Source organism: Pseudomonas mediterranea CFBP 5447, from assembly GCF_000774145.1.
Classification (GTDB): Bacteria; Pseudomonadota; Gammaproteobacteria; order Pseudomonadales; family Pseudomonadaceae; genus Aquipseudomonas; species Aquipseudomonas mediterranea.
In genome coordinates, this window is the sequence record NZ_KN322986.1 from 654,344 (window position 1) to 676,015 (window position 21,672).

Here is a 21,672-nt window from a genome sequence, read left to right on the forward strand (position 1 = left end):
ATCCGTGGAGCGGAATTAATAGTTGAAAGTCTTGACCAGCAAGAGATCGCCGATGGCGCGCAGGGGCACGACAAAGGTTTCGCGTTTCTCATTGACGGTGTTTTCGTTGAGCACCAGATTGATCTGCGAGGTGATCACCTCGTTCTGGTTGCTGGTTTCGTCGAAGTTATAGCCGCCGTCGCCGTAGTTGCCCCAATAATTCACATAGACCAGGTAGGTGCCGTGCATCGGCGCGGTCATGGTGAACATTTCGGGGCCGGGGCCATCGACACCGTCCGGGTCGAGGCCGCCGCCGTTGCTCAGCGCCGGCTGGCCGAAGAAGGCATGCTGGCCGTCGGGGGTGATGATGTGCAGGTCCAGCTCGGCCTTGGGGTCGTCCCAGCCCAGCACCACGCGGATCTGCGCCGGGGTCCGCAGGTTGTTGGCCTCGTAGAACTGCACACGCTTGAGGGACTTGCCTTCGGAGCTGCGGATTTCGACGCTGTTGGAGCCGGCACCGAACGCATACGGCCGGGCGAAACGGCCTTCGTCGTCGGTATAGAGATTCAGTGGATTGCCGTTGACCGCCAGGCTGTGGGGCGGACGGGCGGTGCCCATGGCCTTGAGTCGGCCCTCGATCATCGTGCGATTGCGCTGCACGCCCCGGTCGATGGGCGGCGTGGGATAGGCCACCTGCGGGTTTTCAGTGCGATCGAGCAAGCCGCTGTAACGCCAGCCGCCCACCGGCTCCGACATCTCGGCCGCAGGCTCCGCCCACACCAACGGTGCGGCCATCAGCGCGATCAGCAATGAAAGAAAACGCATGTATGCCTCCTGCCATGCACAACGCAACCTGGCGCCCTTCCTCGGCGCATTGATTATCTTTTTTCAGGTTTCGTCAGGAGCCCGCCATACGGGGGCTTTGGATGGCGCGAAGGTTAGCGATTCGGCGCGTTATTCACAATCGGGGAACGCGTGATTCTGTGTGGGAAATCACGTCTTGGGGGGAGCGTGAGCCGATTAGCTAAGTTATTCGGCTCACGAAATGAGCCGAATACGGAAAGCGGTAGACATTCTGAGCGGGTTCGCGACCTGAGAGCCAACATATTCCCGACCCAATCGCCTATCAAACCGTGGCGAGGGAGCTTGCTCCCGCTGGACTGCGTAGCGGTCCCATCAAGTTGAGTACATTTCGCCTGACACACCGTAGAGGCCGGGTTTAGGGCCGCTTCGCGCCCCAACGGGAGCAAGTTCCCTCGCCACAAGAGCAATCATCGCACCGTACCGCTGGGCTGCGTAGCAGCCGAATGCAATTCGTTGAGACGCCACGTGGCGGTTTCAGGGCCGCTTCGCAGCCCAGCGGGGATAAATCCCCTCGCCACAAGCAAGTAATCCAACAAAGCTCCTGCATACCTCATCCCACTGCTTGGCATACCGCTCTGCCCGCCCTGTCCTGATTTGCCCCGAACCCCCATGTCTGCTAGTGTCGCGCCGGTTTAACAGTCAACCGGAATAGCCGCCATGGCCCGCAAAAAAGCTGCATTGGACTTCGAACAATCCCTGGCCGACCTGCAAACGCTGGTCGAACGGCTGGAGAACGGCGAATTGTCGCTGGAAGACTCGCTGACTGCCTTCGAACAAGGTATCGGCCTGACTCGCGACTGCCAGGCGGCGCTGGCCCAGGCCGAGCAGAAGGTGCAGTTGCTGCTCGAGCGCGATGGTGAGTTGACCGAAGAGCCTTTCGACGCGGAACAGCCTGAATGATCGGCGCCTATCAGGCCAGCAGCCAGGCCCGGGTCAATGCTGCGTTGGGCACTTTGTTTAGCGCACCGAGCCCCGAGCTGGCGCGCCTGTACGAAGCCATGCGCTATAGCGTGATGAACGGCGGCAAGCGTGTGCGGCCGCTGCTGGCCTATGCCGCATGCGAAGCACTGGGCGGCGCGGCCGAACAGGCCAACGGCGCAGCGTGCGCGGTGGAGCTGATCCACGCTTATTCCCTGGTGCACGACGACCTGCCGGCCATGGACGACGACGACCTGCGTCGCGGCCAGCCGACCACCCACAAACAATTCGACGAAGCCTGCGCGATCCTGGCCGGCGATGGTTTGCAGAGCCTGGCCTTCAGCGCCCTGCTCGACCCGGCCCTCAGCGACTGCCCGGCGCAGATCCGCCTGGACATGGTCAGCGCCCTGGCGCTGGCGGCAGGCCCCGCCGGCATGGTCGGCGGCCAGGCCATCGACCTGGGTTCGGTCGGCCTGAAGCTGGATCAGGGCGCGCTGGAATACATGCACCGGCACAAGACCGGGGCCTTGATCGAGGCCAGCGTCAAGCTTGGCGCCCTCGCCAGCGGCCGGGCCACGGCTGAACACTTGCAAGCCTTGCAGAGCTACGCCCGGGCCATCGGCCTGGCGTTCCAGGTGCAGGACGATATCCTCGACGTCGAAAGCGATACCCAGACCCTGGGCAAGCGCCAGGGTGCCGACATCGCCCGTGACAAGCCGACCTACCCGGCCCTGCTGGGCCTCGACGCCGCCAAGGCCTACGCCCTGGAGTTGCGCGACCAGGCCCTGGAAGCGTTGCGACCGTTTGACGCGGCGGCCGAACCGTTGCGCGAGCTGGCGCGCTATATCGTCGAACGACGCAGCTGATACGGGGTCAACCCTTCAGACTGCGTATCGGCCAAGTTCCGGCCAACGCGTGGGCAGCTTGCGATGCATAAGGTAAACTGCCGCCTCTTTCTATACCTATAACGATTCGCCTGATGCCCACGACGTTTCAAGAGATTCCCCGCAAACGCCCGACCACGCCCCTGCTGGACCGCGCCAACACGCCGGACGGCTTGCGTCGGCTGGGTGAAGCCGAGCTGGAAACCCTGGCCGATGAGTTGCGCCTGGAACTGCTTTATACGGTCGGCCAGACCGGTGGGCACTTCGGTGCCGGCCTGGGCGTCATCGAGCTGACCATCGCGCTGCATTACGTATTCGACACCCCGGACGACCGGCTGGTGTGGGACGTCGGCCATCAGGCCTACCCGCACAAGATCCTCACCGGTCGCCGCGAGCGCATGGGCACGCTGCGCCAAAAGGACGGCATCGCCGCTTTCCCTCGGCGCTCCGAGAGCGAGTACGACACCTTTGGCGTTGGCCATTCCAGCACCTCCATCAGCGCTGCGCTGGGCATGGCCATTGCCGCCCGCCTGCAGAACAGTGACCGCAAGGCGATTGCCGTAATCGGCGACGGCGCCCTGACGGCGGGCATGGCTTTCGAGGCGCTGAACCACGCGCCGGAAGTCAACGCCAACATGCTGGTGATCCTCAACGACAACGACATGTCGATCTCGCGCAATGTCGGCGGCTTGTCCAATTACCTGGCAAAGATCCTTTCCAGCCGCACCTACGCCAGCATGCGCGAAGGCAGCAAGAAGGTCCTGTCGCGCCTGCCCGGCGCCTGGGAAATCGCCCGCCGCACCGAGGAATACGCCAAGGGCATGCTGGTCCCCGGCACGCTGTTCGAAGAACTGGGCTGGAACTACATCGGCCCGATCGACGGTCATGACCTGCCGACGCTGATCGCCACCCTGCGCAACATGCGCGACCTCAAGGGCCCACAGTTCCTGCACGTGGTAACCAAGAAAGGCAAGGGCTTCGCCCCGGCGGAAGTCGACCCCATCGGTTACCACGCCATCACCAAGCTCGAACCGCTGGATGCCCCGGCCTCCGCCCCGAAAAAGGCCGGTGGCCCCAAGTATTCCGCCGTATTCGGCCAATGGCTGTGCGACATGGCCGCCACGGACCCGCGTCTGGTGGGGATTACCCCGGCCATGAAGGAAGGCTCCGACCTGGTGGCCTTCAGCGAACGCTACCCACAGCGCTACTTCGACGTGGCGATTGCCGAGCAGCACGCCGTGACCCTCGCCGCCGGCATGGCATGCGAAGGGGCAAAACCGGTGGTGGCGATCTACTCGACCTTCCTGCAGCGCGGTTACGACCAGTTGGTGCATGACGTCGCGGTGCAGAATCTCGATGTGCTGTTCGCCATCGACCGCGCCGGCCTGGTGGGCGAAGACGGCCCGACGCACGCCGGCAGCTTCGATCTTTCCTTCCTGCGCTGCATCCCCGGCATGCTGGTGATGACCCCGAGCGATGAAAACGAGCTGCGCAAGATGCTCACCACCGGCCACCTGTTCAATGGCCCGGCGGCGGTGCGCTATCCCCGTGGCAGCGGACCGAACGCAACCATCGAGGCCACTCTGGAGCCGATTGAAATCGGCAAGGGCGTGCTCCGCCGCCAGGGCAAGCAGACCGCCCTGCTGGTGTTCGGCGTACAACTGGCCGAGGCCATGAAAGTCGCACAGACACTGGACGCCACCGTCGTGGACATGCGCTTCGTCAAACCCCTGGACGAAGCCCTGGTCCGCGAAATGGCCGCCGGCCATGAGCTGCTGGTGACCATCGAGGAAAACGCCATCATGGGCGGTGCCGGTGCGGCGGTCAGTGAATTCCTGGCCCGGGAGAACATCCTCAAGCCGGTGCTGCACCTGGGCCTGCCGGACATCTACGTCGAACACGCCAAGCCGGCGCAGATGCTGGCCGAGTGTGGCTTGGACGAGGCCGGGATCGAAGCATCCGTGCGCCAGCGGTTGCAGCTACTGGGCCTGTAACACTTACCTGTGGGAGCGAGCTTGCTCGCGATGGCGATGTGTCAGTCGATAGCTGTTTTGGACGATATACCGCCATCGCGAGCAGGCTCGCTCCCACAGAGGAATGCATTTCAATTGTGAGAGCGAGCCTGCTCGCGATAGGGACGCCGCGGTCTTTCAGCCGAGCTGACGCGGAAGGCGATACAGGTAGAACAGCACTGCGGAGGACAAGGCCAGCAACATCAGAGGCACGGCCTCCAGACCCACGAATACCGCCAGGGCACCGATCCAGGCCGGCAACCCGGCAGCCAGGAAGGCCGCACGTCGACGGGCCGACAATGTGATCCAGGCCTGGGGCTCCTCGGGGGTATCGAGGGCATTCTGGGTGGCGATCAAGGCGTGTTTGTATGCGCCGAAGAATCGCAGGCTGACGAACATCGAGGCCACGCCAGCGATGAACAGCGGCATCGCCAGCACCGGCAGGATCGCTTCGCCCTGGCCGAAGACCAGGTTGATCACGAACAGCGGCAGCAACGCCAACGCCAGGTATTTCCACCAGCTGATGGACAGCCGTCGCCGCACCTGACCCCGCGTCACGCCCGGTCGACCTCGCCCTGGTGCTCATTGCCCATCATGTGGTCGAGCTTGCTGGCCTTGGTCGCCAGGTACAGCTTGTTGTGGGGATTATGGCCGGTGTGCAGCGGCACCCGCTCCGCCACCACGATGCCCATTTCGGTCAACGCCTTGACCTTGCGCGGGTTGTTGGTCATCAACCGCAGGGACTTGACGCCCAGGTGTTCGAGCATGGGCAGGCAGATGCTGTAGTCACGCAGGTCGGCGGCAAACCCGAGGCGCTCGTTGGCTTCCACGGTATCGGCACCGCCATCCTGCAATTCATAGGCACGGATCTTGTTCAACAGACCGATGCCACGCCCTTCCTGGCGCAAGTACAGCAACACACCTCGCCCTTCGCGGGCAATGGCCTGCAGCGCGGCTTCGAGTTGCGAACCGCAGTCGCAGCGTTGGCTGAACAGGGCATCGCCCGTCAGGCATTCGGAGTGCAAGCGGCCCAATACCGGAGCACCGTCGGCAATATCACCCAGGCTCAGCACAACGTGCTCGCGGCCGGTGGCCTCATCCAGAAAACCATGCATGGTGAATTGCGCAAAGGGCGTTGGCAGCTTGGAAGCGGCAACAAAAACGACAGGCACCGGTGTGCTCCTGATCTAGTACTGGAGATTCGCAGAGGAGCGCATTGTAACAGCAGGTCCCGGGAGACGCTCAGGCTGAATTATCGACTATTACTATCGACAAGATTGATTAAGGCTTCGGCGGCTTACCGTGCTCATCGAAAGGATAAGGTTGTTTCCAGCGCTCGAAAATCGGCTTCAACTGGCCACTCTTTACCAATACCTCCATGCGCCGGTCGAACAGCGCACGCAACGCGCGCCCGTTTTCGTTGTTGGCGAAGCCCAGGTACAGCGGCAGGTTGATCAATGGCGAGAGCTTGTACTGTTGGGGATTGTCGGCCTTGGCGAGCACGCCCTGGATCTCCATCAGGGCGTCGATGTAGAAATCGGCCCGATCGTGGGCCAGCATCGGCAAAATCCCTACCGCGCGATGGATTTCATTGAAGCGCCTGATGTTGGGCAGGTAGCTGTTGTATTCGTACCCGCGCATCCATACCAGCCGATAATTGCCGATCGTCTCCAACGTGGGTGACGGCTTGGAGGCCAGCCCCAAGGCATAGATATGATCGACGTCGTAGTGCCACTGGGGATAGAGCAGCCCTTCGGTTTCATCGCGATAGGCTCCGACCTGTGCATCGGCCTCGCCGCGCTGCACCAAGCCGATCGAACGGGTATAGGGGACGCTGCGGATCTCCAGCTTCACGCCTTCGGGCTCGAACACCTCACGCAGGATGTCCCAGGCCATGCCCCGGCCATCAGCCTCGGTATAGTCGCTCCACTCCTCGCTGGCCGCGCGGATCTTGCCGGGCAGCGGCGTCGGCTCGGCCGCCAGAACGCCGAGGCAAGCCCCTAGACACAGCAACAGCAACAGCGCTCGGCTTACGCCCATGCCTGGATCCCTCAGGTAAGACACCACACCAGTCCTTGCATTGCCAGCCAGGCAAACACCCCGGCCAGGATATCGTCGAGCATGATGCCGACGCCTCCGTGGACATGCCGGTCGATCCAGCGGATCGGCCATGGTTTGAGAATATCGAAGAAGCGGAACACCAGGAAACCCGCCAACAGCCAGTACCAGCCTTCCGGCACCAGCCACAGGGTAATCCACATCCCGACCATTTCATCCCAGACGATCCCTTCATGATCGTGCACGCGCAGGTCGTCCGCCACCTTGCCACACAGCCAGAAGCCGAACAGCATGGTGATACCAAGCATCAGCCAGTAACCCCAGTCCGGCAACATCTGCCACAACGGTATGAAGGGTAGCGCAACCAGCGAACCCCATGTACCTGGCGCCTTGGGTAAAGTGCCTGAACCGAAGCCAAATGCCAGGAAATGCCAGGGATTACGCCAGACCGAGGGAGGTACGAACTCGGCTGGAACCTGGTTGGGATGATCTGTCACGGTGTCTCCCGAAAATGTTGATAACCCCGGACTTGCGGGGTGATGTCGCCTCCGTCGGCGTCCACCAGCATGACGCCCTGGCCTGTCATGACGCTGCCGATCACGTGGATCGGCCAGCCTTCGGCCTGCAACGCCGATAATCGGACCGGTGGCAGGCTGAACAGCAGCACGTAATCGTCGCCCCCGCTCAGCGCGGCCTGCTCCGCGCCCGTTTGGCCGAGCAAGGCCCGCAAAGCGTTGGACAGCGGTAGCCGGTCCCGTTCAACCTGGATGGCCACGCCGGACGCCAACGCGATATGCCCGCAATCGGCCAGCAGGCCATCGGAGATGTCCATGGCCGCGCTGGCCCTGCCCCGTAGCGCCAGCCCCAAGTCGATCTGCGGACGCGGTGACCAATAATGTGCGAGCAACGGCTCGGCGACGGCGGGCTCGGTGTGACGCTGGCCGAGCACGAGGGGCAATGCACCGGCGGCATTGCCCAGCTCACCACCGACGCAGAGCAGGTCGCCGGGCTGCGCGCCGCTTCGGGTCAACGCCTGGCCGGATGGCAGGCGACCGAACACGGTCATGGTCAGGCTCAGGGGCCCGCGAGTGGTATCTCCGCCTACCAGCGCGACACCGCAGGCCTGGGCCATCTGGTTCAAACCACGGGCATAGGCCTGCAGCCAATCGGCTGTCACCGCCGGCAAGGTCAGGGCAAGGGTAAAGGCCAGGGGCCTGGCGCCCATGGCGGCGAGATCACTGACCGCCACGGCCAGCGAGCGCTGGCCGAGCAGGAACGGATCGCAAGGATCTGGAAAATGCACACCGGCCACGAGCGTGTCGGTGGACACCGCCAACTGCTCCTCGGAAGGAACCGCCAGCAAGGCACAATCGTCGCCGATCCCCAGCGCAACGCCGTCGCCGCCCTGCGCACAAGGCGCGGCGGCGAAGTAGCTGCGGATCAGCTCGAATTCACCCATTCAGCGCTTGAACGCCTTCACTTCAGCTTCCCGCAGGCGCGGAGCGAGCTTGTCGAGCACACCGTTGACGAACTTGTGTCCGTCGGTGGAGCCGAAGACTTTCGCCAGCTCGATCCCTTCGTTGATCACCACGCGATACGGTACATCGACACGCTGCATCAGTTCCCAGGTGGACAGGCGCAACACCGCCAGTTCGACCGGGTCCAGCTCTTCGATGGTCAGGTCCAGGCAAGGTGCCAGGGCCTTGTCGATTTCGGTCTTGTGCGCCGGAACCCCGTGGAGGATCTCGCGGAAATACGCACCGTCGACATCGCTGAAATCGTTATCGACCCGGAACTGCGCTTCGATCTCGTTCAGCGACTGCTTGGCCATGTGCCATTGATACAGCGCCTGGGTCGCAAGCTGGCGGGCTTCGCGACGCTTGACGCTTTTCGAAGGCTTGCCGGCATCGGCAGGCTTGGGATCGCGCGGGTTGAAACGATCGCTTTCGTCGCTAATCACTTGGCCTCCAACTGCGCCAGCAGACTGACCATTTCCAGGGCGGACAGGGCGGCTTCGGCACCTTTGTTACCGGCCTTGGTGCCGGAACGTTCGATGGCTTGCTCGATGGAGTCAACGGTCAGTACGCCGAAAGCGACCGGCACGCCGAACTCCATGGACACCTGGGCCAGGCCCTTGGTGCACTCGCCAGCCACGTATTCGAAATGCGGTGTACCGCCACGAATGACTGCGCCCAGGGCGATGATCGCTGCATATTCGCCCTTTTGAGCGACTTTCTGCGCAACCAGCGGAATTTCGAAGGCGCCAGGAGCACGGATGATGGTGATGTCGCTTTCGCTCACGCCATGGCGAACCAGGGCATCGACCGCACCGCCAACCAGGCTCTCGACCACGAAGCTGTTGAAACGGCCCACTACCAGAGCGTAGCGGCCTTTGGGGGCGATGAAGGTACCTTCGATGGTCTTCAGGGTCATTCGTCAATTCTCTTAAAGAGCCGGAACACGCTCGATGCGCGCTCCTCGGTGATGTTTAGCCATGAATACAGGGCCTGCCGTTCAGTTCAGGAAACTGTCCCCTTGTGGGACGAGCCTGCTCGCGATGGCGTCAGCACAGTGACATCAATGTCGCCTGGCGCACCGCTTTCGCGAGCAGGCTCGCTCCCACAGGGGGAAGACCTCCTCAACTGAACGAGGTCATTATTCAGAGGGCACGTATTCTACAACTTCCAGATCGAAACCGGATATCGCATTAAATTTCATCGGTGCGCTCATCAGGCGCATTTTGCGTACGCCCAAGTCGCGCAGGATCTGCGAACCGGCGCCGACCGTGCTGTAGGTGGTGGTCTTCTTCGCCGGCAATTGCTCGCCGGTTTCGCGGATATGCGCCAACAGCACGTCGCCATCAAGGGGATGCCCGAGCAGCAGCACCACGCCGCTACCGGCCTCCGCCACCGCGGCCATCGCGGCCCGCAGGCTCCAGCGGCCAGGCTGTTTGACCATCAGCAGGTCCCGCAATGGGTCCATGTTATGCACGCGGACCAGGGTCGGCTCTTCGGCGCAGACGGTGCCCAGGGTCAAGGCCATGTGCACGTCACCTTCCACCGAGTCGCGGTAGGTCACCAGGTTGAAATGGCCCAGTTCGCTGTCCAGCGGCTGCTCGGCGATCCGCTGAACGGTACGTTCGTGGATCATCCGGTAATGGATGAGGTCGGCGATGGTGCCGATCTTGATGTCGTGCTCGGCGGCGAAGGCTTCCAGTTCCGCGCGACGGGACATGGTGCCGTCGTCGTTCATCACTTCGCAGATCACTCCGCTGGGTTCGAAACCGGCCATGCGCGCCAGGTCGCACGCCGCTTCGGTGTGGCCGGCACGGGCCAGGGTGCCGCCGGCCTGGGCCATCAGCGGGAAAATGTGGCCGGGGCTGACGATGTCTTCGGCCTTGGCGTCCTTCGCGGCGGCGGCTTGCACGGTGCGCGCGCGGTCGGCGGCGGAAATGCCGGTGGTCACGCCCTCGGCGGCCTCGATGGACACGGTGAACTTGGTGCCGAAGCCGGAACCGTTGCGCGGGGCCATCAGCGGCAACTTCAGCAGCTCGCAACGCTCGCGGCTCATCGGCATGCAGATCAGGCCCCGGGCGTGCTTGGCCATGAAGTTGATGTGCTCGGCCTTGCAGCATTCGGCGGCCATGATCAGGTCGCCTTCGTTCTCGCGGTCTTCGTCATCCATGAGGATGACCATCTTGCCTTGGCGGATATCTTCAACCAGCTCTTCGATGCTATTGAGCGCCACGCGGCACCCCCTTGGGTCAGGATTTGAGGTAGCCGTTAGCGGCCAGAAAGCTTTCGGTGATGTTGCTGCCGGACGTCGGTTCTGCAGCCTTGTCACCGAGCAGCAGGCGCTCCAGGTAACGGGCCAGCAGGTCGACTTCCAGGTTGACCCGGCGCCCGGGCCGGTACGAGGCCATGATGGTTTCGCTCAAGGTGTGCGGGATGATTGTCAGTAGGAATTCGGCGCCATCCACCGCGTTCACCGTCAGGCTGGTGCCGTCGACGGTGATCGAGCCCTTGTGGGCAATGTACTTGGCCAGTTCCTTCGGCGCGCGGATGCGAAACTCCACGGCGCGGGCGTTATCGGTGCGGGAAACCACTTCGCCGACGCCGTCGACATGGCCGCTGACCAGGTGCCCGCCCAACCGGGTCGTGGGCGTCAGGGCTTTTTCCAGGTTGACCGGGCTGCCGCTCTTGAGATCGTTCATGGCGGTGCAGTCGAGGGTTTCGCGGCTGACGTCCGCCAGGAACCCATTGCCGGGCAGCTCGACGGCGGTCAGGCAGACACCGTTCACGGCGATGCTGTCGCCCAGTTTGACGTCGCTCAGGTCGAGCTTGCCGGTTTCGACATAGACCCGCACGTCGCCGCCCTTGGGGGTGAGTGCGCGGATGCTGCCGATGGATTCGATGATGCCGGTAAACATGGAGTCCTCCTCGAGAACAGGCCGCCGCTTGAGCGAAGGCCGGGAATTATACGCTGGCCGGCGGGATGGGGACGGCGATGACTCGCCAGTCATCGCCCACGGCACGGATTTCGGTGATTTTCAGCTCGGGGGCGTCCTTCATGTGCGCCAGCGGCCAGTCCAGCAACGGTCGCGCCGAAGATCCCAGGAACTTGCCGGCGATGAAAATCTGGAATTCGTCCACCAAACCTTGCCGGGAGAATGCCCCTGCCAGGCGCGGCCCGGCCTCCACCAGTACCTCGTTGACGCCACGGGCCGCCAGCTCCATCAGCAGGCGACGCAGATCGACCTGGCCATCATCGCCTGCCACGATCATGCATTCGGGGCCGTTGGCGTATTGTTCTTCCACCGCCATGCACGTGGCGACCAGCGCCGGGCCGGCCTTGAAGAAGGGCGCATCGAGCGGCACCCGCAGGCGACCGTCCACCAGCACCCGCAGCGGCGGGCGACTCATGACCAATGCCGTCTGCTCGGCATCCAGCCCGAGTTCATCGGCGCGCACGGTCAGCCGGGCATTGTCCGCCAGTACCGTGTCGGCGCCGGTCAGCACCACGCTGGCCTGAGCCCGCAGCCGTTGCACCGCCGAACGTGCCGCCGGGCCGGTGATCCACTGGCTTTCGCCGCTTTCCATGGCGGTGCGGCCATCGAGGCTCATGGCCAGCTTGACCCGCACGAACGGCAGGCCGTGCTCCATGCGCTTGAGGAAACCCTGATTGAGCAAACGGGCCTCGCCTTCCAGCACACCGCTGTCAGTGGCGATACCGGCCTGGGCCAGGCGCTGCAAACCGCGACCGGCAACTTCCGGGTTCGGGTCCTGCATTGCCGCCACGACCCGGGCGACACCGGCGTTGACCAACGCATCGGCACAAGGCGGCGTACGGCCGTGGTGGCTGCAGGGCTCGAGGGTCACGTAGGCCGTGGCGCCCCGGGCCAGCTCACCGGCGGCGCGCAAGGCATGCACCTCGGCATGGGGTTCGCCGGCGCGGATGTGCCAGCCTTCGCCGACAATCTGTCCGTCACGCACGATGACGCAGCCCACCCGGGGATTGGGATGGGTGGTGTAGTGACCGCGCCGCGCCAGCTCCAGCGCGCGGGCCATGTAATGGGCGTCGAGGACAGCCTGCTGCGCCAAGACAGTCATTCTTTCACCGGTTCGCGGGCCAGGCGGTCGATTTCCTCACGGAATTCGTTCAGGTCCTGGAAGCGTCGGTACACCGAGGCGAAACGGATGTAGGCGACTTCGTCGAGCTTCTGCAGCTCGGCCATCACCAGCTCGCCGACCACCAGGGATTTGACCTCGCGCTCGCCGGTCGCCCGCAGCTTGTGCTTGATGTGCACCAGCGCCGCTTCGAGGCGTTCGACGCTCACCGGGCGTTTTTCCAGCGCGCGCTGCATGCCGGCGCGGAGTTTTTCTTCGTCGAACGGCTGGCGGCTGCCGTCGGTTTTGATCAGGCGCGGCAACACCAGTTCAGCGGTCTCGAACGTCGTGAAACGTTCGCCGCAGGCCAGGCACTCGCGCCGGCGGCGGACCTGTTCGCCCTCGGCGACCAGTCGCGAGTCGATGACTTTGGTGTCGTTGGCACCGCAGAATGGACAGTGCATGGTGGCAGGCAACAAAAAAAGGGAGGGCCATGGTAGCGCATCCCACTGGCAAGACAAGCCATAGGGTTTACGGTATACAGACGGGCTTACCGTCAGATCCATGGAATTCACCTTGCTGGAGCCGCACATGCCGCTACGATCGCTCTTTTTGCTCAGTCTCTTCAGCCTGCTGATGGCGTGCAGCAGTGACGCTCCCAAACCCACTGCCCCGGCACCGGCACCGGCGCCGAAACAGGCCCAGGAAAAAGCCCGCCAAGCCGCCGAGCTGGGGCCATTGCCCGCCTACCAGCGGGAACTGAGCGGCACCCTCGAAGGCGTACCGACCGGGGCCGAAGTCGAACTGGCTTTGCTGGTGATCGACGACAAGGGCCGCCCGCAGCAATTGCTCGCCAGCTCCAGCCTGATCGGCACCAACCGGGCCCTGCCCTTCCGCCTGCGCTTCAACCCGGATGCCTTCCCGGCCGGCGGTCGCGTGGAACTGCGCGGCCGTGCCAGCCAGTCGGGCCAATTGATCCTGCACCTGCCGGAACAGCGCATCGTGCAACCGACCACCCAGGCGTTGGGCGCGCTGCAATTCGTCAAAGCGCCATGAATGCACCGCAGGACTTGCAACACGCGCTGAGCGAGTTGCTGGGAGATGCTCACCTGGCGGAGTGCCCGCTACCCGGCACCGACCTGAAGCTGTGGCTGATCGACGGCGACAACATGGACCGCGCCTTCAGCCCGGAAGAAACCCGGCGCATCCTCCACGAACCGCCCTACTGGAGCTTCTGCTGGGCCAGCGGCCTGGCGATGGCCCGCTATCTGGCCGAACAACCGCAGTGGGTCGAGGGCAAGCGGGTGCTGGATTTCGGTGCCGGCTCCGGCGTGGCAGGCATCGCGGCGGTCAAGGCCGGGGCGCTGGAAGTGGTGGCGTGCGACCTGGACCCGTTGGCAATCGCGGCATGCCGGGCCAACGCCCTGCTCAATGATGTGGAGCTGGCTTACTCCACGGACTTCTTCGCCGAGGCGGATCGCTTCGACCTGATCCTGGTCGCCGATGTGCTCTACGACCGGGCCAACCTGCCACTGCTGGACCAGTTCCTCAGCCGCGGCCGCGAGGCCCTGGTGGCCGACTCCCGGGTACGGGATTTCCAGCATCCGCTGTACCGGCGCATCGAACTGCTCGAAGCCATGACCCTGCCGGATCTGGCCGAGCCCGAGGAGTTCCGGCATGTGAGTCTGTATCACGCGCGGCGTTCGCCCTGAAAGGCATCGCGAGCAGGCTCGCTCCCACAGGTGATCGGGTTTCTTCAGATAGAACGCGGTCAATTTGTGGGAGCGAGCCTGCTCGCGAAGGCGGCCTACCAGCCACCCCAAGACCCCGCGTATAGTTGCCCCATTCAAGCGTTCTACGAGATTCCCATGACCCAGGACACCTCCTACATCTTCGACGCCACCACTGCCGATTTCGACCAGTCGGTGATCGCCAACTCTTTTCACAAGCCGGTGCTGGTGGATTTCTGGGCCGAGTGGTGTGCGCCGTGCAAGGCGCTGATGCCGATGTTGCAGGGCATTGCCGAGAGCTATCAGGGCGAACTGCTGCTGGCCAAGGTCAACTGCGACATTGAGCAGGACATCGTCGCCCGCTTCGGCATCCGCAGCCTGCCGACGGTGGTGCTGTTCAAGGACGGTCAGCCCGTCGACGGGTTCGCCGGGGCCCAGCCGGAATCGGCGGTACGGGCGATGCTCGAACCCCATGTGCAGATGCCGCCTCCCGCCGCGGCCGATCCGTTCGAGCAGGCCCAGGCGCTGTTCGATGACGGGCGTTTCGCCGACGCTGAAGCGCTGCTCGCCGGGCTGCTGGGTGAAGACAACACCAACGCCAAGGCGCTGATCCTGTTTGCCCGTTGCCTGGCCGAACGCGGCGAGCTGGGCGAAGCGCAGACCGTGCTGGACTCGGTGAAAAGCGACGAGCACAAGGCTGCCCTGGCCGGGGCCAAGGCGCAGATTCAGTTCCTCGGCCTGGCCAGAAACCTGCCAGACGCCGCCGACCTCAAGGCCCGCCTGGCAAAAGACCCGCAGGACGACGAAGCGGCGTATCAACTGGCGATCCAGCAACTGGCGCGCCAGCAGTACGAGCCGGCGCTCGACGCCCTGCTCAAGCTGTTCAGCCGCAACCGCAGCTACAGCGAAGGCCTGCCGCACAAGACCCTGCTGCAAGTATTCGAACTGTTGGGCAACGATCACCCGCTGGTGACGACCTATCGCCGCAAATTGTTTGCCGCGCTGTACTAAGCCTCAGCCCCAACCCAGCTATAGAGCGGCGTATCGCCGCCGCTCAAGACCTTGACCTCGGCGCTGTGGCGCAAGCGCACCAACAGGCGCTTGCCCGCCGGCGCACTGCCCGTCAGGCCTTCCAGTTGCTCCAGCAGGTCCGGGCCGCTCAATTTCCCGGCCTTGCGCAGCAATTCCCTGGCGGTCTGCCACAGCGCATCGTCCTGACTCGCCGGTCTGGCCGCCGCCATCGCCACGCCCTCCGGCTTGACCGCCTGCAATTGCGCGCCGAGCTGCGCCCAGTCGCCTTCGTCCATTTCGATCGACAAGTCCACCGGCCAATCGCCGACGGTTCCGCGTATGCGCAACATCACCATGCTCCTGAAAATTTAATCTTCCCATGCTCCCATGGGCCTTGCGCGACGCCAAGCAGACGGTCAAACTCTGCGCATATTCGTTATAAGATTACATAACAAAACATTCACCTTACCTGGAGACTCGTCATGCGTCGTCTGCTTCTCGCTTTGCCGTTCGCCCTGTTGCCATTGGCTGTCGCTCACGCCGCGGTCGAGCACGACCATGACCACGATCATGAGCACGGCAGCCTGGGTGCCCATGAACACGGTGTTGGCCGCCTCAATGCCTCGTTGGACGGCGAGACCCTGGAATTGGAACTGGAGAGCCCGGCCATGAATCTGGTGGGCTTCGAACACGCCGCCACCAGCGATGCCGACAAGGCCAAGGTGGCCGCTGTCCGCAAGCAGTTGGAGAAGCCGGCGGCGTTGATCATTCTGGCCGATGGCAAATGCTCCCTGGAGCAGCAGGAACTGGAAAGCCCGCTGTTCGGCGACGAGCCGGACCACGAAGATCACGCCGAAGAGGCCGATGACGATGGCGACGAGCACCACGAACACAGCGAAATCCACGCTCGCTACCAGTTCCGCTGTGTCGCGGCGGGCTCCCTGACGCAACTGAACCTGGCGCCGCTGTTCAAGACCTTCCCGGCCACCCATAAAATTCTGGTGCAGATGATCGGCCCGAACGGCCAGCAAGGCGGGGAATTGACGCTTGAAGCGCCGGCCCTCAAATTCCGCTAACTCTGCAGATCCCTTTTGTGGGAGCGAGCCTGCTCGCGAAGAGGCCGGCACATCCAGCACTGAGGGTGCCTGATACACCGCTTTCGCGAGCAAGCCCGCCCCCACAGGGGCTACTCCATTTACCCTGACTTCGGCCAACATGACCCAAGCACTCATCGAATTGTCCGACCTGGTCTTCAGCTGGCCCGGGCATCCACCACTGTTGGATATCCCGGCCTTTCGCCTCGAAGCCGGCGAAACCCTGTTCCTCAAGGGCCCCAGCGGCAGTGGCAAGACCACCTTGCTGGGGCTGCTGGGCGGGGTGCAGACGCCGGATCGCGGCAGCGTCCGCCTGCTCGGCCAGTCGCTCAGCGAACTGGGTGCAGGTAGCCGCGACCGCTTTCGCGTGGATCACACCGGCTACATTTTCCAGCAATTCAACCTGCTGCCGTTTCTCTCGGTACGCGAGAACGTCGAACTGCCCTGCCACTTTTCCAGGCTACGGGCCCAGCGGTCCATCCAGCGCCACGGCAGCGTCGATCAGGCCGCCGCCACGCTGTTGGCCCACCTGGGATTGACCGATCAAACCCTGCTGGAGCGCCGCGCCGACTCGCTGTCTATCGGCCAACAGCAGCGGGTCGCCGCCGCCCGCGCGTTGATCGGCCAGCCGGAATTGGTGATCGCCGACGAACCGACCTCAGCCCTGGACTACGACGCCCGGGAAAACTTCCTGCGGCTGCTGTTCGCCGAATGCCGCGAAGCCGGCTCAAGCCTGCTGTTCGTCAGCCATGACCAGAGCCTGGCGCCGCTGTTCGACCGCAACCTCTCGCTGGCCGATCTCAATCGTGCCGCCAAGCCACTCGAGGTCTGAGATGTATTTGTTCCGTCTAGCCATGGCCAGCCTGGCGAACCGCCGTTTCACCGCGATCCTCACTGCCTTCGCCATCGCCCTGTCGGTCTGCCTGCTGCTGGCGGTGGAGCGGGTGCGCACTGAGGCGAAAGCCAGTTTTGCCAGCACCATCAGCGGCACCGACCTGATCGTCGGCGCTCGCTCCGGCTCGGTGAACCTGCTGTTGTACTCGGTGTTCCGCATCGGCAACGCCACCAATAACATCCGCTGGGACAGCTTCGAACATTTCGCCAGCAACCCGAAAGTGAAATGGGCGATCCCCATGTCCCTGGGCGATTCCCATCGCGGTTACCGGGTAATGGGCACCACCGAGGCCTATTTCGAGCATTACCAGTACGGCCGCCAGCAACACCTGGAACTGGCCGATGGTCGGGCTTTTGCCACAGACCCGTTCGAAGTGGTGCTCGGTGCCGAAGTGGCCGAAGCGTTGCATTACAAGCTCGGCGACAAGCTGGTGCTGGCCCACGGCGTGGCGGCGATCAGCCTGGTCAAGCATGACGACAAGCCCTTCACCGTGGTCGGCATTCTCAAGCGTACCGGCACCCCGGTGGACCGCACGCTGCATATCAGCCTCGGCGGCATGGAAGCGATTCACATCGATTGGAAAAACGGCGTGCCGGCCCAGGGCAGCGGTCGCATCAGCGCCGACCAGGCCCGCAACATGGACCTGACGCCCCAAGCCATCACCGCGTTCATGCTTGGCCTCAACAGCAAGATTTCCACCTTTACCTTGCAGCGCGAAATCAATGAATTCCGTGGCGAGCCGTTGCTGGCGATCCTGCCCGGCGTGGCCCTGCAAGAGTTGTGGAGCTTGATGGGCACGGCGGAAAAAGCCTTGTTCGTGATTTCGCTGTTCGTGGTCCTGACCGGATTGATCGGCATGCTCACGGCGATCCTCACCAGCCTCAACGAGCGCCGCCGGGAGATGGCGATCTTGCGTTCGGTGGGCGCGCGGCCGTGGCACATCGCGAGCCTGCTGGTGCTGGAAGCCTTTGCCCTGGCGTTGACCGGAGTGGCCGCCGGGCTGGCCTTACTGTATATCGGCATCGGCGCCGCCCAGGGTTACGTACAGTCGGCCTATGGCCTGTACCTGCCGTTGAGTTGGCCAAGCGAATATGAATGGACGCTCATGGCTGGCATCCTGGTCGCCGCCCTGCTGATGGGCAGCGTGCCGGCCTGGCGCGCCTATCGCCAATCGTTGGCCGACGGCTTGTCGATTCGTTTATGAGGACATTGAAGATGCCCCGCGCCCTGCTTGCGCTGTTGATGATGGTCGCCCTGCCGCTGTGGGCGGCCGAGCCGAGGGACCTGGCCTGGTCAGAAATGATCCCGCCCGACGCGCCGCCGGAAGCGCCGAACATGACCCCGCTGCATGACCTGTCGCAGATGGGCAATGCACTGTCCGCCGAGTCCGCCCCGGCCGCCAAGCAGGACATGCCCAATGCACCGGTGGTCAAGGCGCTCGACGGCCAGCAGATTCGCTTGCCGGGCTACATCGTGCCGCTGGAAGTCAGCGAGGAAGGCCGCACCACGGACTTTTTGCTGGTGCCGTATTTCGGCGCCTGCATCCATGTGCCGCCACCGCCTTCGAATCAGATCGTGCATGTGAAAAGCGAAGTCGGGGTGAAGCTCGATGAGCTGTACCAGCCGTACTGGGTCGAAGGGCCGATGCAGGTCAAGCCGTCCACCAGCGAACTGGCCGATGCCGGGTACCAGATGGAGGCTGAGAAGATTTATGTGTATGAGCTGCCGGAGTGAAGCCGGCAGTCATGCATTGTCTGTGAGATAGCTATCGCTAGCAGGCTCGCTCTCACAGGGGATTCTTGGTGTTCTCAGGATCAGTGTGGGGGCGAGCCTGCTTGCGATGAGGCCCTCAAAATGCTCATCACACTTTCATTGAGCTGAGTCAAAAGACCGGTCCAGAGCGCTCCGTACCATGGGACATCCTTTTCAAATGTCCTCTGGAGCCCCCATGCACAAGTCCTTGCTCAGCGCTTCCCTCGTCGCCCTCGCGCTCGCCGCCCCTCTCGCACAGGCCCATACGGCCGGCGATATCATCGTTCGCGCCGGTGCCATTACCGTCAATCCGGAAGCCGACAGTTCCAGCGTCAAGGTCGACCGTGGCCCGCTGGCCGGTGCCGACCTGGGCGGCAAGGCGACCATGAGCAGCGATACGCAACTGGGCTTGAACTTCGCCTACATGATGACCGACCACCTGGGCCTCGAGCTGCTGGCGGCCTCGCCGTTCGAGCACGACGTGAAGATCAAGGGCACCGCCCTGGGCGCGGCCAATGGCAAGCTCGGCACCCTCAAGCACCTGCCGCCGACCCTGAGCCTGGTCTACTACCCGCTCGACGCCAAATCGGCATTCCAACCGTATGTCGGCGCCGGCATCAACTACACCTGGATCTACGACGAGCACGTCGGCAGCGACGCCGGCGCCAACGGCTTCAGCAATTTCCGCGCGAGCAACAGCTGGGGCATGGCGTGGCAAGTGGGCGCCGACTACATGCTGACCGACAACATCATGATCAACGGCCAGATCCGTTACATCGACATCGACACCACGGCGTATGTCGATAACAACGCCGTGGCCGGCGGCACCCGGGCCAAGGTGAATGTCGATGTGGATCCGTGGATCTACATGGTGGGGTTGGGTTACAAGTTCTAACCGAACTCGAATATACGACGTCCCTGTGGGAGCGAGCCTGCTCGCGATGGCGGCACGACAGTCACTGAAGCGGTGAATGTCAGGCCGCTATCGCGAGCAGGCTCGCTCCCACAGTTTTTTTTGTGGCGATTGGAAACTCAGCGGCCCAACAACCGCGCCAGCCCCACGCTCATCGGCGTCTGCTGCGGGAAGCTGAAGCGCTGCAACAACCGATGATTATCCGCCCGAGAATGCTTGATATCCCCCGAACGCGCCGGGCCGTAGCTGACCGGAGGCAGGTCACCGACCACCGAGGCCAGGGCCTGGAGCAGTTGTTTGAGCGTCGTGGCCTGGTTCCAGCCGACGTTCACCGCCCCGACTTCCACCTCAGGTTTCTCGATGGCCTGCACCAGCACGTCCACCAGGTCTTCGACGTAGACGAAGTCACGGGTCTGCTCGCCATCGCCGAACACGGTGATCGGCAACCCCTTCTGTGCCCGCTCGCTGAAGATGCTGATGACCCCGGAATACGGCGAGGACGGATCCTGGCGCGGGCCATAGATATTGAAGAAGCGGAACACCACCGGCTCCAGCGCGTGCTGGCGACGATAGAAGTCAAGGTAGAACTCGCTGGCCAGCTTGTCCGAGGCGTAGGGTGTCAGCGGCGCCTTGGTGGTTTCTTCGTCGATGGACTGGCCTTCTCCGTTGTTGCCGTAGACCGCGGCGCTGGAAGCAAACAGCACCCGCTTCACGCCGGCCTGGCGCATGGCTTCGCAGACATTCAGGGTGCCGATGAAATTGCTCTGGTGAGTGCGTACCGGGTCATCCACCGAGGCTTGCACCGACGCCACCGCGGCCAGGTGCGCCACGGCGCTGCAACCGGCCATGGCCCGGGCCACCAGGGCGGCATCGGCGACGTCGCCTTCGATCAGTTCGACGGCGGGGTTGTCCAGCGGCAGGTTGCTGCGCTTGCCGGTGGACAGGTCATCGAGGATGCGCACCGAGTGTCCCTTGGCGAGCAAGGCGTCGGTCAGGTGCGAACCAATGAAGCCCGCACCGCCGGTGATGAGAACAGGGCCGTCAGCCATGGCGATAAAACCTATCCAGTAAGCCCGGGAGCGCGGCGCGCCAGGCGCGGGGCTTGATCCCGAAAGTGTGCAGAATTTTCTTGCAGGCCAGTACCGCGTGCTGCGGTTCTTCCGCGGCATCCGGCCGTGCGGCGTGAGCCTGGGGCGTGGGCTCTTCGATTGCCAGCGGATGCAGGGCACGGGCTTCGGTGAGGATCGCCTGGCCCAGCGCCAGCGGCGTGGTCGCCTCATGCCCGGCGTAATGATAAGTGCCCCACAGCGGCGCGGCGCAATCGAGTTGCTTGAGCACGGAGATGATCACCCGGGCCGCATCGTCCACCGGCGTCGGGTTACCACGACGGTCATCGGCCAGCAACAGCTCGTCGGGCTGCTCGGCCCGGGCGAGAAAACGTCCGAGGATGCCGTCGGCGCTGTCGTCCAGCAGCCAGCCGAAGCGCAGCAGCACATGTTGCGGGCACGTGGCGCGCACACTTTGCTCGATCCGCCACAGGGCCTGGCCGCGCAGGCCCAGGGGCACGGGCTCGTCTTTTTCGCTGTAGGCGGTGGCGCGGGAGCCGTCGAATACGCGATAGCTCGACGGTTGCAGCAAGATGATGTTGTGGTGCTGGCACAATTCGGCCAGGCGCTCGACTGCACGCTCCTGGCTGGCCAGGCGCTGCTCGCTGACGACCTCGGCCTGAAACCAGTCGAAGTAGTACGCCAGATTGATCAAGGCGTCCGGGCGGGTGTCGTCGAGCAACTGTGTCAGGCTCGCGGCATCCCAGCCATCTTCTGGGGGGCGGGGGGCGAGAAAACCGATGTCTTCTTCCGCACCGAGGCGAATCAGCGCCTGCCCAAGGGCATTTCCGCCGCCCAGTAACATAAGGCGCATTCGCATAAAGTCAGCAGGCCCAGTCTGTTGGCACAA

Annotated in this window: 26 protein-coding genes; 11 read left to right on the forward strand and 15 right to left on the reverse strand. The window is 63.6% G+C overall.

Annotated elements, in window-relative coordinates; all coding sequences use genetic code 11:
• Positions 1–15 precede the first annotated feature (15 nt).
• Entirely contained in the window at positions 16–804 is a 789-nt protein-coding gene (locus tag N005_RS19845) for a YfaP family protein (protein WP_047702745.1), read from the reverse strand.
• A gap of 696 nt (positions 805–1,500) precedes the next feature.
• Between N005_RS19845 and N005_RS19850 the strand changes: the two genes are divergently transcribed.
• The 3 genes from N005_RS19850 (at position 1,501) to dxs (ending at position 4,639) form a co-directional block, all read left to right on the forward strand.
• Positions 1,501–1,743, forward strand: coding sequence for an exodeoxyribonuclease VII small subunit (locus N005_RS19850; protein ID WP_003185917.1), 243 nt, complete (start codon positions 1,501–1,503; stop codon positions 1,741–1,743).
• Positions 1,740–2,627, forward strand: coding sequence for a (2E,6E)-farnesyl diphosphate synthase (gene ispA, locus N005_RS19855; protein ID WP_047702746.1), 888 nt, complete (start codon positions 1,740–1,742; stop codon positions 2,625–2,627). Before N005_RS19850 ends, ispA begins: the two co-directional genes overlap by 4 nt.
• Positions 2,628–2,740: 113 nt before the next feature.
• Positions 2,741–4,639 (forward strand): 1-deoxy-D-xylulose-5-phosphate synthase, encoded by a 1,899-nt coding sequence (gene dxs, locus N005_RS19860; RefSeq protein WP_047702747.1) that lies wholly within the window; start codon positions 2,741–2,743, stop codon positions 4,637–4,639.
• Between the two features lie 156 nt (positions 4,640–4,795).
• Here the strand turns inward: dxs and N005_RS19865 are convergent, their stop codons facing one another.
• The 11 genes from N005_RS19865 to nrdR form a co-directional block, all read right to left on the reverse strand.
• Entirely contained in the window at positions 4,796–5,215 is a 420-nt protein-coding gene (locus N005_RS19865) for a hypothetical protein (RefSeq protein ID WP_047702748.1), read from the reverse strand.
• The gene (gene ribA, locus N005_RS19870) at positions 5,212–5,829 is read right to left on the reverse strand and encodes a GTP cyclohydrolase II (protein ID WP_047702749.1); all 618 of its coding nucleotides are present in this window, start codon (positions 5,827–5,829) and stop codon (positions 5,212–5,214) included. The genes N005_RS19865 and ribA overlap by 4 nt, the downstream gene beginning before the upstream one ends.
• Before the next feature lie 109 nt (positions 5,830–5,938).
• Positions 5,939–6,697: a substrate-binding periplasmic protein gene (locus N005_RS19875; protein WP_047702750.1), complete on the reverse strand. Its 759-nt coding sequence runs from the start codon at positions 6,695–6,697 to the stop codon at positions 5,939–5,941.
• An 11-nt stretch (positions 6,698–6,708) separates the two neighbouring features.
• The gene (locus N005_RS19880; protein ID WP_041022465.1) at positions 6,709–7,212 is read right to left on the reverse strand and encodes a phosphatidylglycerophosphatase A family protein; all 504 of its coding nucleotides are present in this window, start codon (positions 7,210–7,212) and stop codon (positions 6,709–6,711) included.
• Positions 7,209–8,174, reverse strand: coding sequence for a thiamine-phosphate kinase (thiL, locus tag N005_RS19885; RefSeq protein WP_047702751.1), 966 nt, complete (start codon positions 8,172–8,174; stop codon positions 7,209–7,211). The genes N005_RS19880 and thiL overlap by 4 nt, the downstream gene beginning before the upstream one ends.
• Entirely contained in the window at positions 8,175–8,675 is a 501-nt protein-coding gene (gene nusB / locus N005_RS19890) for a transcription antitermination factor NusB (RefSeq protein ID WP_024778364.1), read from the reverse strand. It abuts the gene before it with no gap.
• Complete coding sequence (gene ribH / locus N005_RS19895; RefSeq protein WP_003206025.1) at positions 8,672–9,148, reverse strand: 6,7-dimethyl-8-ribityllumazine synthase; 477 nt, start codon at positions 9,146–9,148, stop codon at positions 8,672–8,674. Before ribH ends, nusB begins: the two co-directional genes overlap by 4 nt.
• A 222-nt stretch (positions 9,149–9,370) precedes the next feature.
• The gene (ribBA, locus tag N005_RS19900; protein WP_047702752.1) at positions 9,371–10,462 is read right to left on the reverse strand and encodes a bifunctional 3,4-dihydroxy-2-butanone-4-phosphate synthase/GTP cyclohydrolase II; all 1,092 of its coding nucleotides are present in this window, start codon (positions 10,460–10,462) and stop codon (positions 9,371–9,373) included.
• Between the two features lie 16 nt (positions 10,463–10,478).
• Positions 10,479–11,144, reverse strand: a complete 666-nt coding sequence (locus N005_RS19905; RefSeq protein ID WP_047702753.1) for a riboflavin synthase — start codon at positions 11,142–11,144, stop codon at positions 10,479–10,481.
• A gap of 46 nt (positions 11,145–11,190) precedes the next feature.
• Positions 11,191–12,324 carry a bifunctional diaminohydroxyphosphoribosylaminopyrimidine deaminase/5-amino-6-(5-phosphoribosylamino)uracil reductase RibD gene (gene ribD / locus N005_RS19910; protein ID WP_047702754.1) on the reverse strand — a complete coding sequence of 378 codons (1,134 nt, stop codon included), beginning with the start codon at positions 12,322–12,324 and terminating at the stop codon, positions 11,191–11,193.
• Positions 12,321–12,785, reverse strand: coding sequence for a transcriptional regulator NrdR (gene nrdR / locus N005_RS19915; RefSeq protein WP_013694316.1), 465 nt, complete (start codon positions 12,783–12,785; stop codon positions 12,321–12,323). The genes ribD and nrdR overlap by 4 nt, the downstream gene beginning before the upstream one ends.
• Positions 12,786–12,912: 127 nt before the next feature.
• Here nrdR and N005_RS19920 point away from each other — a divergent pair, with 127 nt between their 5' ends.
• The 3 genes from N005_RS19920 to trxA all read left to right on the forward strand — a co-directional run bounded on the left by N005_RS19920 (position 12,913) and on the right by trxA (position 15,062).
• Positions 12,913–13,377 (forward strand): lipoprotein, encoded by a 465-nt coding sequence (locus N005_RS19920; RefSeq protein ID WP_047702755.1) that lies wholly within the window; start codon positions 12,913–12,915, stop codon positions 13,375–13,377.
• The gene (locus tag N005_RS19925; RefSeq protein WP_047702756.1) at positions 13,374–14,033 is read left to right on the forward strand and encodes a class I SAM-dependent methyltransferase; all 660 of its coding nucleotides are present in this window, start codon (positions 13,374–13,376) and stop codon (positions 14,031–14,033) included. Before N005_RS19920 ends, N005_RS19925 begins: the two co-directional genes overlap by 4 nt.
• A 156-nt stretch (positions 14,034–14,189) precedes the next feature.
• Complete coding sequence (trxA, locus tag N005_RS19930) at positions 14,190–15,062, forward strand: thioredoxin (protein WP_047702757.1); 873 nt, start codon at positions 14,190–14,192, stop codon at positions 15,060–15,062.
• Here the strand turns inward: trxA and N005_RS19935 are convergent.
• The gene (locus N005_RS19935; RefSeq protein ID WP_047702758.1) at positions 15,059–15,412 is read right to left on the reverse strand and encodes a hypothetical protein; all 354 of its coding nucleotides are present in this window, start codon (positions 15,410–15,412) and stop codon (positions 15,059–15,061) included. The genes trxA and N005_RS19935 overlap by 4 nt on opposite strands.
• Before the next feature lie 132 nt (positions 15,413–15,544).
• Here N005_RS19935 and N005_RS19940 point away from each other — a divergent pair, with 132 nt between their 5' ends.
• The 5 genes from N005_RS19940 to N005_RS19960 all read left to right on the forward strand — a co-directional run bounded on the left by N005_RS19940 (position 15,545) and on the right by N005_RS19960 (position 19,698).
• On the forward strand, positions 15,545–16,138 hold the full coding sequence (locus N005_RS19940) for a DUF2796 domain-containing protein (protein ID WP_047702759.1): 594 nt from the start codon (positions 15,545–15,547) through the stop codon (positions 16,136–16,138).
• A gap of 139 nt (positions 16,139–16,277) precedes the next feature.
• The gene (locus tag N005_RS19945) at positions 16,278–16,988 is read left to right on the forward strand and encodes an ABC transporter ATP-binding protein (protein WP_047702760.1); all 711 of its coding nucleotides are present in this window, start codon (positions 16,278–16,280) and stop codon (positions 16,986–16,988) included.
• 1 nt (position 16,989) lies between these two features.
• Complete coding sequence (locus tag N005_RS19950) at positions 16,990–18,255, forward strand: ABC transporter permease (RefSeq protein WP_047702761.1); 1,266 nt, start codon at positions 16,990–16,992, stop codon at positions 18,253–18,255.
• Between the two features lie 11 nt (positions 18,256–18,266).
• Positions 18,267–18,785 (forward strand): DUF3299 domain-containing protein, encoded by a 519-nt coding sequence (locus N005_RS19955; RefSeq protein WP_047702762.1) that lies wholly within the window; start codon positions 18,267–18,269, stop codon positions 18,783–18,785.
• A 214-nt stretch (positions 18,786–18,999) separates the two neighbouring features.
• Entirely contained in the window at positions 19,000–19,698 is a 699-nt protein-coding gene (locus N005_RS19960) for an OmpW/AlkL family protein (RefSeq protein WP_047702763.1), read from the forward strand.
• 137 nt (positions 19,699–19,835) lie between these two features.
• Here N005_RS19960 and N005_RS19965 read toward each other — a convergent pair whose 3' ends face one another.
• Entirely contained in the window at positions 19,836–20,765 is a 930-nt protein-coding gene (locus N005_RS19965) for an NAD-dependent epimerase/dehydratase family protein (RefSeq protein ID WP_047702764.1), read from the reverse strand.
• Positions 20,758–21,642 carry a sugar nucleotide-binding protein gene (locus N005_RS19970; protein WP_047702765.1) on the reverse strand — a complete coding sequence of 295 codons (885 nt, stop codon included), beginning with the start codon at positions 21,640–21,642 and terminating at the stop codon, positions 20,758–20,760. Before N005_RS19970 ends, N005_RS19965 begins: the two co-directional genes overlap by 8 nt.
• Between the last annotated feature and the right edge of the window lie 30 nt (positions 21,643–21,672).

Bases quoted from the DNA above. Each gene is read 5' to 3' on its own strand.
- N005_RS19845 (WP_047702745.1), bottom strand. From the start codon at position 804: ATGCGTTTTCTTTCATTGCTGATCGCGCTGATGGCCGCACCGTTGGTG.
- N005_RS19850 (WP_003185917.1), top strand. From the start codon at position 1,501: ATGGCCCGCAAAAAAGCTGCATTGGACTTCGAACAATCCCTGGCCGAC.
- ispA (WP_047702746.1), top strand. From the start codon at position 1,740: ATGATCGGCGCCTATCAGGCCAGCAGCCAGGCCCGGGTCAATGCTGCG.
- dxs (WP_047702747.1), top strand. From the start codon at position 2,741: ATGCCCACGACGTTTCAAGAGATTCCCCGCAAACGCCCGACCACGCCC.
- N005_RS19875 (WP_047702750.1), bottom strand. From the start codon at position 6,697: ATGGGCGTAAGCCGAGCGCTGTTGCTGTTGCTGTGTCTAGGGGCTTGC.
- thiL (WP_047702751.1), bottom strand. From the start codon at position 8,174: ATGGGTGAATTCGAGCTGATCCGCAGCTACTTCGCCGCCGCGCCTTGT.
- ribH (WP_003206025.1), bottom strand. From the start codon at position 9,148: ATGACCCTGAAGACCATCGAAGGTACCTTCATCGCCCCCAAAGGCCGC.
- N005_RS19905 (WP_047702753.1), bottom strand. From the start codon at position 11,144: ATGTTTACCGGCATCATCGAATCCATCGGCAGCATCCGCGCACTCACC.
- ribD (WP_047702754.1), bottom strand. From the start codon at position 12,324: ATGACTGTCTTGGCGCAGCAGGCTGTCCTCGACGCCCATTACATGGCC.
- nrdR (WP_013694316.1), bottom strand. From the start codon at position 12,785: ATGCACTGTCCATTCTGCGGTGCCAACGACACCAAAGTCATCGACTCG.
- N005_RS19920 (WP_047702755.1), top strand. From the start codon at position 12,913: ATGCCGCTACGATCGCTCTTTTTGCTCAGTCTCTTCAGCCTGCTGATG.
- N005_RS19925 (WP_047702756.1), top strand. From the start codon at position 13,374: ATGAATGCACCGCAGGACTTGCAACACGCGCTGAGCGAGTTGCTGGGA.
- trxA (WP_047702757.1), top strand. From the start codon at position 14,190: ATGACCCAGGACACCTCCTACATCTTCGACGCCACCACTGCCGATTTC.
- N005_RS19935 (WP_047702758.1), bottom strand. From the start codon at position 15,412: ATGTTGCGCATACGCGGAACCGTCGGCGATTGGCCGGTGGACTTGTCG.
- N005_RS19940 (WP_047702759.1), top strand. From the start codon at position 15,545: ATGCGTCGTCTGCTTCTCGCTTTGCCGTTCGCCCTGTTGCCATTGGCT.
- N005_RS19945 (WP_047702760.1), top strand. From the start codon at position 16,278: ATGACCCAAGCACTCATCGAATTGTCCGACCTGGTCTTCAGCTGGCCC.
- N005_RS19950 (WP_047702761.1), top strand. From the start codon at position 16,990: ATGTATTTGTTCCGTCTAGCCATGGCCAGCCTGGCGAACCGCCGTTTC.
- N005_RS19955 (WP_047702762.1), top strand. From the start codon at position 18,267: ATGCCCCGCGCCCTGCTTGCGCTGTTGATGATGGTCGCCCTGCCGCTG.
- N005_RS19960 (WP_047702763.1), top strand. From the start codon at position 19,000: ATGCACAAGTCCTTGCTCAGCGCTTCCCTCGTCGCCCTCGCGCTCGCC.
- N005_RS19965 (WP_047702764.1), bottom strand. From the start codon at position 20,765: ATGGCTGACGGCCCTGTTCTCATCACCGGCGGTGCGGGCTTCATTGGT.
- N005_RS19970 (WP_047702765.1), bottom strand. From the start codon at position 21,642: ATGCGAATGCGCCTTATGTTACTGGGCGGCGGAAATGCCCTTGGGCAG.